A 12,730-nucleotide genomic window follows, 5' to 3' on the forward strand; every position below is an offset into this window, starting at 1 on the left:
CAGTCCGAGCATGCTTCGCATCCCGCCATGCCCTCGCCGCTCGCGTCGGTGGGCAGGCCGGTGCCCCCGCGCCCGTGAGGACGGCGGGGTCAGGGGCGGGGCGTATCTCGGTGGTCCAGCACCGCTCCGTCTCGGTGGTCCAGCACCGCTCCGTCTCGGTGGTCGAGTGCCGCCGAGGGACGAGGCGGTGTATCGAGGCCACCACACCCGTCGTCGATCTGGCTGGTGCCGTCGGGGCCCCGGTGGTAGTTGCGACCCTGAGGGCTGCGCCAGAGGTACTCGCCGGGGATGACCATGGTGTAGGTCCAGCCCAGGTGGGTCTTCGCACGATGATGGGTACGACACAGCGGCGCCAGATTCTGGGTGCTGGTGGCACCGCCACCCCCGTCGTCGCGCCAGGGCTCGATGTGGTCCAGATCCGCCCGCGTGGCGGGCCGGTGGCAGTAGGGGAACACACAGGTCGGGTTGAGGGCGATCACTTGCTCCCGCAACCGGTCCGAGGGCTGGTAGCCCGTTGAGACCAGCGTCTCGTGGAGATCGAGGACCGGTCTCACGGTCACCTCTGCGGCCTCGGAGCACCACTCGGAGAGCTGTTCCACGGTGACCAGCCGGTCCCTGGAGCCCAGCATCGACTCCACCCGGACCACCGGGTCCCCGAATCCCCGCACCGCGTCCTGAGAGAGGTGGACGTGTAGCACCACCCGCCGGGTGGGTCGATGGTCGAGTGCCGCCGAGGAACGAGGCGGCGTTCTGCCGCCCCCGTCACTAGCGAGATCGAGACCGTGTTGGGTGCGGGCGAGCTCCCCGAGGGCCTTCGCGCGCCGTACGTTGAGCGGGTCTGTGGAGCCGAGGTCGCGGTACTGCTGAGCAAGTCGGGCGACCGCGGCTTCCAGATCCAAGGCGTCGGCTGCGTCCAGGGTTCCGTGCACATCAGCGGTGGCGACCTGACCGTCGATGATCGCCGACAACTCAATCTCCAGATGCCGCCGGTCCAACGCGTCCAGGCGCCGGTTCTCGGCCTCCTCGGGATCGAACCTCGTCAACGCCTCGTCCAGGACCCGGTCCAACGCGGTGGGACCGATCCGACCCGCACAGTGCACGACCTGGCCGTCGACCCACGCCGCACCCGCAGCCGGGAGGTGCTGGGTGCGGGCCGCGATCCTGCGTGCGGCCCAGCCGGGGACCTCCCCTGCCACCACCCGCGCCCAGGTCCTGCGCAGCCGGTAGGCCAGTTCCAGGCATTCACCCAGGTGCCGCTTCGCCGACTCCGTGGATCGGCCGAGCGCGGCGGCGTACTCGATCACCGCCGACTCACTCACCGTGGGGACACCCTCGCCCCCGAGCTGCAGATCCGCGCCCAGGAACCGGTCCAGTGCCGCCACGTCCCCGGCGTCGGCGGGGGCGTTGATGCCGCAGTACTTCACCGCCGCCAGCATCTCGGCGGCCTCCGCCGCCTGTGCGATCCGCCGCTGGGCGCGGATGAAGTCGACCACCTCAGCCGAGGTGTCCAACTCCTCCAGCAATGCCGCCTTCATAGGAACAAGCCAAGCAGGCACCGCCGACAGAACGGGCCCCGTGAACACAACCGCCTCGTGCATCGGCGGCATTCATTGCCGGGCGGGGTCAGCTGCCGTACGTTCGCGCACCCCGCAGGAAGGAGGCGACCACCCGGCCGGTGAGCTTGCGTTCATGCCAAGGGTTGTTGCGGGACAGCGACGCCGACGCGTCCCGGTCCACCACGACCTGCACACTCGGGTCGACCAGGGTCAGGTTGGCTGGCTCCCCGGCCCTGAGACTGCCGCCGTGACCGTCGAGGCCGGCGATCCGGGCCGGGGCCTGGGACATCACCCGGGCGACACCGGACCAGTCGAGGAGGCCGTTCTCGACCATCACGGTCGCGACCACCTGCAGAGACGTCTCCAGTCCGAGCATCCCGAAGGCCGCGTCGACGAACGCGTGCTCCTTGTCATGCCGTGCGTGCGGAGCGTGGTCGGTGGCCACGGCGTCGATGGTGCCATCGGACAGCGCCACTCGCAGCGCCTCGACATCCTCGGCGGGGCGCAGCGGCGGGTTGACCTTGTACGTCGGGTCGTAGCCGGCCAGCAGATCGGTGGTGAGCAGCAGGTGGTGCGGGGTGACCTCGGCGGTGACCGCGATGCCCTGGGCCTTGGCCCAGCGGATCACCTCGACCGAGCCGGCGGTGGAGACGTGAGCGACATGCACGCGCGAGCCCGTGTGGCGGGCGAGCATCACGTCACGGGCCACGATGACCTCCTCGGCGACGCCGGGCCAGCCGGGCAGGCCCAGGCGGCCGGAGATCTCGCCCTCGTGGCAGCAGGAGGTGTACGGCGCCAGGTGCGGATCCTGCGCGTGCTGGCTGACCACGCCGCCGAACGCCTTCACGTACTCCAGCGCCCGGCGCATCACCCGTGCGTCGTGGACGCACTTGCCATCGTCGGAGAACACCTTCACCTGCGCCCGGGACCGGGCCATCAGCCCCAGTTCGGCCAGCTCCTCACCGGCCAGCTGCTTGGTGACCGCCCCGACCGGCTGGACGTCGACCAGGCCGGCGGTCCGTCCGAGGTCCAGGATCCGCTCGGCGGCCTCAGCTGTGTCGGTGACCGGGTTGGTGTTGGCCATGGCGAGGATGGCGGTGAACCCGCCGGCAGCGGCTGCACGCGATCCGGTGAGCACGGTCTCGGCGTCCTCACGGCCCGGCTCACGCAGGTGGGTGTGCAGGTCGACCAGCCCGGGCAGCGCGATCAGCCCGTCCGCGTCCACCCGCTCGACGCCTTCATGGCGACCATCGAGGGAACCGGTCTCGAGGATCGCGCCGTCGGCGAGGAGCAGGTCGGTGCGGGTGCCATCGGGCAGGGTCGCACCGGCGATCAGGGTCTTGCTGTGGTCGAGACTCATGGGGTCTCCTCCCCTGCCAGCAGGTGGTAGAGCACGGACATTCGGATCGCGACACCTGCGGAGACCTGTTCCAGCACCGCCGACTGGGCGGCATCGGCGGCGTCCGCTGCGATCTCCAGGCCCCGGTTCATCGGCCCGGGGTGACAGATCGGTGCGTCCGGTTTGAGTTGGGCGAGCCGCTCGCGGGTGAGTCCGTAGCCCACCGTGTACTCCCGTGGGCTCGGGAAGTATCCGCCGCTCATCCGCTCCTTCTGCACCCGGAGCATCATCACGGCGTCGGCCTTCGGCAGCACCTCGTCGAGGTCGTAGTTGACCTCGAAGCCGGCGGTGCGGGACCACTCGTCGATCCCGCTGGGCATCAGGGTGGGCGGTGCCACCACGGTCACCTCGGCGCCCAACTTGGTCAGGCATTTGACCCCGGAACGGAACACCCGGCTGTGCGTCAGGTCGCCGACGATGGCGACCTGACGCCCTTCGAGGGACCCGAGACGGCGCTCCAGGGTGTAGGCGTCGAGCAGTGCCTGGGTCGGGTGCTCGTGCATGCCGTCGCCGGCGTTCACCACGACCGCGTCGACCCACTCGCTGACCTGCTGGGCGGCGCCGCTGGCCGGGTGCCTGATGACGAGCCCATCGACCCCCATCGCGCAGACGGTGAGCACGGTGTCGCGCAGGCTCTCCCCCTTCGAGGCCGACGAGCCCTTGGCGGAGATGTTGATGACATCGGCCGAGAGCCACTTCCCGGCGATCTCGAAGCTGGACCGGGTCCGGGTGGAGTCCTCGAAGAACATGTTGATCACGGTGCGTCCACGCAGCGCGGGGAGCTTCTTCACCTCGCGGCGCTGCACGTCGTGCATCTCGGCCGCGGTTTCGAAGATCTCCTGGATCTGCTCGACGCTCAGGTCGTCGATCGACAGCAGGTGCCGGGTCATCGGGCGCCTCCGGTGTCGCTGATCCGTACCTCGTCGTGACCGTCGATCTCGGCGACCTGAACGTCGACGCGTTCGGTGCGGGCGCTGGGTAGGTTCTTGCCGACATGGTCGGCCCGGATGGGCAGTTCGCGATGCCCCCGATCGACCAGGACCGCGAGCCGCACGGCGGCCGGGCGTCCGAGATCGGAGACCGCGTCGAGGGCGGCGCGGATGGTGCGTCCGGAGTAGAGCACGTCATCGACGAGCACGACCACCTTGCCGTCGATCCCGTCACCGGGGATCTCGGTCCGGTGCGGGGTGCGGGTCGGATGCTGCCTGAGGTCGTCGCGATACATGGTGACGTCCAGGGATCCGGTGGCCACCGTGGTCCCCTCCACGGCGGCGATCCGTTCGGCGAGGCGGGTGGCCAGCGGCACGCCGCGGGTGTGCAGTCCGAGCAGCACCAGGTCCTCGGGGCCCTTGTTGCGCTCCAGGATCTCGTGTGAGATCCGGGTCAGCGCCCGGGCGATGTCGTCGCGGTCCAGAACGGTGCGGCTGGACCCGACCGGGTCCGGCGCTGGTGGCGGGTGCTCGAGCATCCGTGACTCCTTCTCCGCCTCACGGGACGGCCAGTTAAAGGTGTCGTACGACGACCACCCTACTCCTCGTCGCCCGCTCGCCATCGTCAAGGGCGACGCACAGCGTCAACTGCAGCGCTCGCGACCGGGAGTGAGCGCTGTGAGCACCAATGCCAGGCCCAAGGTCGCTACTGACAGCGGCCAGGTCACCTCGGGCAGAAGTTCCAGGTTGTACAGGAGGTTGAGGCGCCACGGCACCACGCCCGGGGCGCTGAACGTCATCAGTACGCCGACGACCAGCATGGAACTCCATGCCGGGGGCATCACGAGCCGGGACAACAGAGCGACGCCCACGATCAAGAGCCAGACCGATCGAAAGGCGTCGCCATCCACGGTTGGAGCCAATAAGGGACCCATCACGACGGGAGTCAGCGCAGCGACGAGGCCCAAGGTTGCGGTCCACCAGGCCCACGACGGTTGCGCTCCGCGCGATCTCCCCAGACCCAACTCCACCGTGTACAGGGGCAGACAGCGAAGCAGGATCAATGCGGGGACCGCCATCATCACCAAGCCGATCGTGTCCAAGGGTTCGCTGCCTGGATCACCCAACTGCAGGCCCAGGGCAGAGTGCCTGCCCCGTGACGCGAAGGCAACCACTCCCCAGGCGACCAGGTAGCCCATCAGGCCTCGGCGGCTGACTCCGTGGGCGGCCAGATAGGAGCGCGCGATCAGCGCCATAGTGCCCAAGCGCGACGTCATTCGCTGTCCGCGGCGGTGTGAGCGCAGGCCAGCAGCTGTGCTCCGTGCTCGGCGAACCATGCCTTTCGCTCCCGCGGAGTCAGGGCCAGGAACTGCGCGTACGCCTGGGCCAGTTCCGTGTCGTGGGCTACGAGGGAGTCGACCGGTCCTTCACCGGGGAAGTTGCTCCCGTCCGAGGGCAACCCGTTCACGTCGAGCCACCATAGGTACAGCGACTCACCTGCAGGGACACAGTGCGCGTGGAAGAGGCTGCGCCCGAACTCGGCAGTGAACCTCCTGGCGTCGAGTTGATGAGCGGGTTCGGTGTTGCGCTTCGAGATGGGCGCGACCACGAGTGTGTCGGTGGACCAATCGAGCGTCTTGCCCGTGATGGCGGCGGAGCGTTGCCTCAGGTACGGATCCTGCACGAAACGCACTCGCGTCGTGTCGAGGCCCGGCAACTGGTCCAACTGGTCGCCCAGCATCGCCTGATAGTCGTCAAGCAGGTGGTCATGCGCCCGATCGACGCAGGCAATGGGTGCTGATTCAGTGCAGATGGCCTCGTAGGCATCGACCACATCCTCACGGGCACCCGCAATGAGCAGAACGCCTGCCAGAGCAGCGCTCCCGAGGACTGCTGCCCCCCAACTGACCGGACGGGCACCCAGCAGGAAGGCGAGAAGGGCGACTCCGACGGCGATCCCCACGGTCGCCTTGAGCGCTAATAGTTCAGTGGCCACAGCCAGGTAGTTCCGATCGGTCTCGTCGTAGGGAACCAGTTCGGAGGCGAAACGTGTGCTCGTACTCATATCGACAAGGTGGACGAGGATGTTCGCGGCGTAGAGAGCTGCCGCGGCGACGACCGGGGCCATCAGAGGTGGCAGGACTCTGCCGGCCAGGAAGCCGACCGCCGCCGCAAGCGGCACTGTTGCGAAGAGCGGCGCGACCTCCCAGAGGTTGAGCCGCCCATGCGTCGCCAGCGGAGCCGTCATGACTGTCGCGTAGGCCGTGACCAAGAAGTAGCCGGTAGCGCTTCCCATCACGACGGATGCGAGGCCCGCGGCGTAGACCCGGGCGGGAGGGCGCGAAGCAGTCGCCAGCAGATCAACGAAATCGAGGTGGCGTGGAGTTGCCGCTACCCAGGCTGCGGCGGCCGCCGAGATCGATGACCCGAACACAGCGGCGAGCCCCACCACTGCGCTGGTACTGGGCCAGTGCCCCACCCAGGTCTCGGAGGTGGCTGACAACATGACCACCCCCTGGACGGCGGTGGTCAACCCCACGGCCAGGAAGAGCCCAAATGACCTGGGCAGATAGGAACGGGACCGGTAGGTACGGGGCCGGCCCAGGGTTTTGATCATCGACGCGCTGCCAGGACTGAGCGGAAGCCGTCACGGATACCGTCGACCCCTGCAGCGTCCGTCCCGCCCACCCGACACAAGTCGCCCGGAGAACCCGTCCAACAGAGCGACCCCTCATCGATCACCACGATCCGCTCCGCAAGCGCGTGCACATCCTCGAGGAGATGGGTCGCAATCACGACCACCTTCTCCTCCTTGAACTGCCGCACCATGGCGTGGAACTGCTCGCGCTGCTCCGGGTCGAGGCCCGCCGTCGGCTCGTCGAGAATCAGTACGTCGGGATCCGCGACCACGGCTGCCGCAAGGCCGACTCGGCGCAGTTGCCCACCCGACAGCGCATGCAGGGGCACCTTGGCCAGGTCCTTCAGGTCTGCCAGATCCAGCGACGTGGCGACCCGATCATCGAGTCGGGCAGACGGCAACTCCTTCAACCACGCCGCATAGGCGACGTACTCGGCCACCCTCATGTGCCTCGGGAACCCGAATTGCTGTGGAAGCCAGCCGATGCGTCGAAGTGGCGTGCGACCGCCACGTGACCGTAGATCCAGGTCTTGGCCGCCTACCAGCACGGTTCCGGAGGACGGTGTAGCTGCGCCTGTGAGGAGCCGGATCAGGGTCGTCTTCCCGGCGCCGTTACGGCCAAGGATCGTGTTCGTGCCAAGCCCCAACGTGAGGCTGATACCCGCGATGACCTGTTTTCGCCCGTACTCGAACGTCAACCCGTCAGCAGCGATCGTCACGTCGTCGTTCATTGGCTGCTCGATCCTTCCCCCGGCCGACGAGGCGCTCGCGCCGCGGGTCCGCGCCTCCCAGATCACACAACTGACCTCAGCCGTCAGCCTAAGGGGCCCGGACCGTGAACGATCAGTCCTCGAGTCGGTCCTTGTTGCGCAGCACGCTCCCCAACACCCCGTTGACGAAGCCCGGGGACTCGTCGGTGGAGAGGTCGCGGACCAGGCTGATCGCTTCGGTGACCGCGACCGCGTCGGGCACGTCCTCGGCGTACAGCATCTCGAAGACCCCGATCCGCAGCACGTTACGGTCCACGGCAGGCATCCGATCCAGGGTCCAGCCCTGCGAGTACGAGGACAGGATCCTGTCGATCCGGTCCCGATGCTCGGTGACGCCCCGGACCAGCACCTCGGTCCACGGGTTGTTCGGTGCGTTGCCCTCGTCGGTGGCCCGCTGCAGCGCCTCGACCGGGTCCTCGCCGCGCATCTCGGAGGCGTAGATGACGTCGAGGGCCCGCTTGCGGGCCTTGGAACGAGCGCCCATCAGGACTTGACGCGGCCCAGGTAGGAGGAGTCGCGGGTGTCGACCTTGACCTTCTCGCCCTGAGCGATGAAGAGCGGCACCTGGATCTCGTGACCGGTCTCCAGGGTGGCCGACTTGGTGCGGCCGGTGGCCGAGTCGCCGACGACGCCGGGCTCGGTGTAGGTGATCTCGAGCTCCACCGACGCCGGCATCTCGATGTACAGGACCCGGCCCTCATTCGTGGCCACGATCGCCTCCTGGTTCTCCAACAGGAAGTTCTTCGCGTCGCCGACGAGTTCGGGGGTGACCTCGATCTGGTCGTAGGTGCCGGTGTCCATGAAGACGTAGTTGCTGCCGTCGTTGTAGAGGTACTGCATCGTCCGCTTGTCGACCTGGGCGACGTCCACCTTCACGTCAGCGTTGAAGGTCTTGTCGACGACCTTCCCGGACTCGACGTGCTTGAGCTTGCTGCGCACCACGGCGCCGCCCTTGCCAGGCTTGTGGTGCTGGAACCAGATGACCTGCCAGAGCTGGCCGTCCAGGTTGAGCACCATGCCGTTCTTCAGGTCGTTCGTGGTTGCCATGCGCGGGTTGCCTCTTCGGGGTATGTGGATGCAGATCGGCGGCTGCCGCCCTTCACAGGGCAACAGCCGCCGATTCTATACGTGCAACCGCAGATCCCCGACGACGCCTACGTCAGGCCCCGACGGTGCAGGTGCCTAGTCGTTGCCCGTGACGGAGTCCTTCACGTTCTCCGCGGCATCCTTGGCGTTCTCGCCGGCCTGCTTGACGTTGGCCTTGGCCTGGTCCGCCTGGCCTTCGACCTTCAGGTCCTCGTTCTTGGTGGCTTCGCCAAACTTCTCCTTGGCCTTGCCCTTGATCTCTTCGAACTTGTTTCCCATGTTTCCCATGGCGTACTCCTCTCGGATCGGTGTACTGCTGGTCCAGTACCCATGCCGAGCAGGTCCACCCCCTACCGCGGGTGTGAAGCGCGTCACACGCCGGTCGGGCCTGTGGGTCCGCCGAGGAGTTCGGCGAGGGCCGCGAGCGCCAGCCGGTAGCCGTCGACCCCCTTGCCCGCGACCACGGTCGAGGCGTGCGGAGTCACCACCGAGGTGTGCCGGAACTCCTCGGGCCGCTGCTGCGGGTCGGAGAGATGCACCTCGATCAGCGGCGCGACCAGTTGGGCGCACGCGTCGTAGATCGCCCAGGAGTAGTGGGTCCACGCGCCCGCGTTCAGCACCACGGGGGTCTGCTCGTCGGCGGCGGTGTTGAGCCAGTCCAGCAGGTCGCCCTCGTGGTTGGTCTGCCTCACCTCGACTTCCAGGCCGACCTCGTCACCCCACGCCCGGCAGGCTGCCGCCAACTCGTCGTGCGTGGTGGTGCCGTAGATCTCCGGCTGCCGGCGACCCAGCCGCCCCAGGTTCGGGCCGTTGAGCACCCAGACGCGGCGACTCATGCGGCACCACCGATCCGCCGGTAGGCCTCCCGGAGCCACGACTCCTCAGGCCCGGCCAGTACGCCGGGGCGCGCCAGGCCGTCCAGGACCAGGAAGCGCAACTGGGAGCCGCGCGACTTCTTGTCCACTCGCATGGTGGCCAGCAGGTCTTCGAAGCCGCTGCCGGCGTAGCTGGTCGGCAGACCCACCTTCGCCAGGGCGGATCGGTGGCGTTGGACCAGGTCGGCGTCGATGCGGCCGGCGAGCTGGGCCAGCTCGGCGGCGTACACGCAGCCGATCGCGACCGCCTCGCCGTGCCGGATCCGGTAGCCCTCGGCCCGCTCGATCGCGTGCGCCAGGGTGTGTCCGTAGTTGAGCGCCTCCCGGCCGGGATGTCCGTCGGGGCCGCCCGTCTCCTTGAGGTCGGCGGTGACGACCGCGATCTTCACCGCGATCGCGCGCTCCACCAGTTCGGTCAGTACCGGTGCTCCCGGCAGCAGGTCGGCCTGGCTCGCCTCCTCGACGAGTCGAAGGATCTCCGGATCGGCGATGAATCCGCATTTGACGATCTCGCCCATCCCGGCGACCAGCTCTTCGGGGGGCAGCGTGCTGAGCAGATCGAGGTCACACAGCACCCCGGCCGGCTCGTGGAAGGAACCGACCAGGTTCTTGCCGGCGCCGGTGTTGATGCCGGTCTTCCCGCCGACGGCTGCGTCGACCATCGCCAGCAGGCTGGTGGGCACGTGCACCACCTTGACCCCCCGCAGCCAGGTGGCCGCCACGAAGCCACCCAGGTCGGTGGTGGCGCCACCGCCGAACGTCACTACCGCGTCGGAGCGGGTGAAACCGGCCACCCCCAGCGCCTCCCAGCAGTCGTTCGCGGTCTGGGCGGTCTTGGCGTGCTCCCCCGTGGGCACCGGCAACGTCAGCACCTGGCGATCGGCGAGGGCGCCGTGCACGTCCGCGACCAGATGGCCCAGTTCGGCGGCGTGGATCAACGCGACCCGGGCCACCGAGTCGCCGAGGACACCTGGCAGCAACCCGGCCAGACCGGAGCCGATGTGGACGTCGTACGGCGAAGCGCCGCCGACGTGCAGGGTGGACATCAGGTGTTCTCCTCGCTCTTCAGCCAGGTCAGGATCTCATCGGTGACGTCTGCCGGGGTGCGTCCGTCGGTGTCGACGACGAGACTGGCCAGGCCCTCGTAGAGGGGGGTGCGCTCATCGAGGAGCGCCTTGATCCGGCCGCGGACGTTGCCGAGCAGCATCGGTCGTGACGTGCCGAGCCCGACGCGACGCACCGCATCGGCGAGGCCCACGCGGAGGAAGACCACCCGCTGGCCGGCCAGCAAGCGTTGGGTCTGCGGATCCAGGACGGCGCCGCCGCCGAGGGACAGCACCCCGTCGTGCTCGGCCAGCGCGGCAGCCACCGCACCGCGTTCGAGTTCACGGAAGTGCGCCTCGCCATGGTCCACGAAGAGGTCGGAGATGCTCTGGCCCGCCTGGCGTTCGACGTCGGCGTCGGAGTCGCGGACCGGCACCCCGAGCCGGCTGCTGAGCCGCTTGGCGATGGTGGTCTTGCCGGCTCCCATCGGGCCGATCAGGACCACGATCGGCGACATGTCAGCGGTACCTCAGGTTGTCCAGGTACGCCGTGGCGTTGCGGCGGGTCTCGCCGACGGAGTCGCCGCCGAACTTCTCCACCACCGCATCGGCCAGCACCAGGGCCACCATCGCCTCGGCGACGATCCCGGCAGCGGGTACCGCGCACACGTCCGAGCGCTGGTGATGCGCCACCGCTTCCTCACCGGTGCTCACATCGATGGTGCGCAGGGCACGGGGCACGGTGGCGATCGGCTTCATCGCGGCGCGGACGCGCAGCGCCTCACCGGTGCTCATGCCACCCTCGGTGCCACCCGAGCGGCCGCTGGTGCGGCGGATCCCGTCCGCGCCGGAGACGATCTCGTCGTGGGCGGCCGAGCCCGGGGTTGCGGCGAGCTCGAAGCCGTCACCGACCTCCACACCCTTGATCGCCTGGATGCCCATCAGGGCTCCGGCGAGTCGGGCGTCGAGGCGCCGGTCCCAGTGCACGTGCGACCCGAGACCGGGCGGCAACCCGTGCACCACCACCTCGACCACACCGCCGAGGGTGTCGCCGTCCTTGTGGGCCTGGTCGATGCGCTCCACCATCCGCTTGGATGCCTCGGCATCGAGACACCGGACCGGGTCCTCATCCAGCCGGGCCACGTCGTCGGCGGCGGGGATCAGGCCGGCAGGGGCCGCGACCCCGCCCAGTTCGACCACGTGGGAGACGATCCTGGCGCCGACGCTCTGCTCCAAGAAGTTGCTGGCGACCCTGCCCAGGGCGACGCGGGCCGCCGTCTCACGGGCGGACGCACGCTCGAGCACCGGGCGGGCGTCGTCGAAGTCGTACTTCTGCATGCCGACCAGGTCGGCGTGGCCGGGCCTGGGCCGGGTCAGCGGGGCGTTGCGGGCCAGGGCGTCGAGCTCGGCTGCGTCGACCGGATCGGCCGACATCACCTTCTCCCACTTGGGCCACTCGGTGTTGCCGATCTCGATGGCCACCGGACCGCCCTGGCTGCGCCCGTGGCGAATGCCACCCACCACGCGCACCTCGTCGGCCTCGAACTTCATCCGGGCGCCGCGGCCGTAGCCGAGCCGACGGCGGGCCAGCGAATCGGCCAGGTCGTCGCTGGTGACCTCCACGTGGGCGGGCAGCCCTTCGAGGATCGCAACAAGAGAGGGGCCGTGAGACTCGCCCGCAGTCAACCAACGCAGCATGGCGTCAGTCTTTCACGTGCCCGCTGTCGCGAGGTCACACCGCCCCGGCGACGAGACTCAGCCAGTCGCCGCCCAGCAGCCCGACCAGGGCACCGGCCAGCATGAACGGCCCGAACGGGACCGCCTTGGACTCGACGATCTTCAGTCTCGCCAGCAGCAGCCCCAGCACGCCGCCGAGCAGGAACCCGGCGTACACGCCGACCAGCAGTGTCCCCCAGCTCAGATGCCCGAGGACGAGGCCGAGGACCCCGGAGAGACGCACATCGCCGTATCCCATCCCTCGCGGATGCACGAACCACAGCAGCAGGTACAGGCCACCGGCCAGCGCCCAGCCGGCCGCAGCCCGGAGCAGGTCCGTGGCCTGCCACTCGACCAGCGCGCCGACCAGGATCACCGCACAGACCACGGCGTACGACGGCGCGACCAGCCGCGTGGGCAGCAGCCGGGTCCGCCAGTCGATCACCGCCAACGCCACGCCGACCGGGATCAGCAGCGTCCACAGCAGCAGGTCCCAACTCCAGTCCAGCCGCCAGCCCGCGACGCCGCCGACGAGCGCTGCGGTGATCATCGCGCCGGCTCGGAGCCCGGTGGAGGTGGACAGGTCCCGGTAGCTGATCTTGTCCGGGGCCGCCTCAGCGGGCTCGGGCAGGCGACGGACCAGGGCCGGCATCGCCGACGCCAGCACGAGGCAGGCGAGTGCGGCGACCGTGGCGGTCAGCAGGGATCCCTCCATGGC

Annotated in this window: 15 protein-coding genes; all 15 read right to left on the reverse strand. The window is 69.0% G+C overall.

Features of this window, described 5'->3' with window-relative positions:
* Positions 1-89: 89 nt before the first annotated feature.
* On the reverse strand, positions 90-1,535 hold the full coding sequence (locus JKG67_RS01655) for an HNH endonuclease signature motif containing protein (protein ID WP_203335507.1): 1,446 nt from the start codon (positions 1,533-1,535) through the stop codon (positions 90-92).
* A gap of 88 nt (positions 1,536-1,623) precedes the next feature.
* On the reverse strand, positions 1,624-2,916 hold the full coding sequence (locus JKG67_RS01660) for a dihydroorotase (protein WP_203335508.1): 1,293 nt from the start codon (positions 2,914-2,916) through the stop codon (positions 1,624-1,626).
* A complete protein-coding gene (locus JKG67_RS01665; RefSeq protein WP_203335509.1) occupies positions 2,913-3,845 on the reverse strand; it encodes an aspartate carbamoyltransferase catalytic subunit in 933 nt (310 codons plus the stop codon). Before JKG67_RS01665 ends, JKG67_RS01660 begins: the two co-directional genes overlap by 4 nt.
* Positions 3,842-4,423 carry a bifunctional pyr operon transcriptional regulator/uracil phosphoribosyltransferase PyrR gene (pyrR, locus tag JKG67_RS01670; protein WP_203335510.1) on the reverse strand — a complete coding sequence of 194 codons (582 nt, stop codon included), beginning with the start codon at positions 4,421-4,423 and terminating at the stop codon, positions 3,842-3,844. Before pyrR ends, JKG67_RS01665 begins: the two co-directional genes overlap by 4 nt.
* 105 nt (positions 4,424-4,528) lie before the next feature.
* Positions 4,529-5,161 carry a hypothetical protein gene (locus JKG67_RS01675; RefSeq protein ID WP_203335511.1) on the reverse strand — a complete coding sequence of 211 codons (633 nt, stop codon included), beginning with the start codon at positions 5,159-5,161 and terminating at the stop codon, positions 4,529-4,531.
* The gene (locus JKG67_RS01680) at positions 5,158-6,417 is read right to left on the reverse strand and encodes a hypothetical protein (protein WP_203335512.1); all 1,260 of its coding nucleotides are present in this window, start codon (positions 6,415-6,417) and stop codon (positions 5,158-5,160) included. Before JKG67_RS01680 ends, JKG67_RS01675 begins: the two co-directional genes overlap by 4 nt.
* A gap of 80 nt (positions 6,418-6,497) precedes the next feature.
* Entirely contained in the window at positions 6,498-7,253 is a 756-nt protein-coding gene (locus JKG67_RS01685; RefSeq protein ID WP_203335513.1) for an ATP-binding cassette domain-containing protein, read from the reverse strand.
* Between the two features lie 112 nt (positions 7,254-7,365).
* Positions 7,366-7,776 carry a transcription antitermination factor NusB gene (gene nusB, locus JKG67_RS01690; protein ID WP_203335514.1) on the reverse strand — a complete coding sequence of 137 codons (411 nt, stop codon included), beginning with the start codon at positions 7,774-7,776 and terminating at the stop codon, positions 7,366-7,368.
* Positions 7,776-8,339: an elongation factor P gene (gene efp / locus JKG67_RS01695; protein WP_203335515.1), complete on the reverse strand. Its 564-nt coding sequence runs from the start codon at positions 8,337-8,339 to the stop codon at positions 7,776-7,778. Before efp ends, nusB begins: the two co-directional genes overlap by 1 nt.
* Positions 8,340-8,474: 135 nt before the next feature.
* Entirely contained in the window at positions 8,475-8,666 is a 192-nt protein-coding gene (locus JKG67_RS01700) for a CsbD family protein (protein WP_203335516.1), read from the reverse strand.
* Positions 8,667-8,749: 83 nt separating this feature from the next.
* Positions 8,750-9,214 carry a type II 3-dehydroquinate dehydratase gene (locus tag JKG67_RS01705; protein WP_203335517.1) on the reverse strand — a complete coding sequence of 155 codons (465 nt, stop codon included), beginning with the start codon at positions 9,212-9,214 and terminating at the stop codon, positions 8,750-8,752.
* Complete coding sequence (gene aroB / locus JKG67_RS01710; protein WP_203335518.1) at positions 9,211-10,299, reverse strand: 3-dehydroquinate synthase; 1,089 nt, start codon at positions 10,297-10,299, stop codon at positions 9,211-9,213. The genes JKG67_RS01705 and aroB overlap by 4 nt, the downstream gene beginning before the upstream one ends.
* A complete protein-coding gene (locus JKG67_RS01715; protein WP_203335519.1) occupies positions 10,299-10,814 on the reverse strand; it encodes a shikimate kinase in 516 nt (171 codons plus the stop codon). Before JKG67_RS01715 ends, aroB begins: the two co-directional genes overlap by 1 nt.
* A gap of 1 nt (position 10,815) precedes the next feature.
* Positions 10,816-11,994, reverse strand: coding sequence for a chorismate synthase (gene aroC, locus JKG67_RS01720; protein ID WP_203335520.1), 1,179 nt, complete (start codon positions 11,992-11,994; stop codon positions 10,816-10,818).
* Between the two features lie 34 nt (positions 11,995-12,028).
* Entirely contained in the window at positions 12,029-12,727 is a 699-nt protein-coding gene (locus JKG67_RS01725; protein WP_203335521.1) for a prepilin peptidase, read from the reverse strand.
* Positions 12,728-12,730 lie beyond the last annotated feature (3 nt).

It is taken from the genome of Nocardioides limicola (assembly GCF_016827675.1).
GTDB lineage: Bacteria > Actinomycetota > Actinomycetes > Propionibacteriales > Nocardioidaceae > Nocardioides > Nocardioides limicola.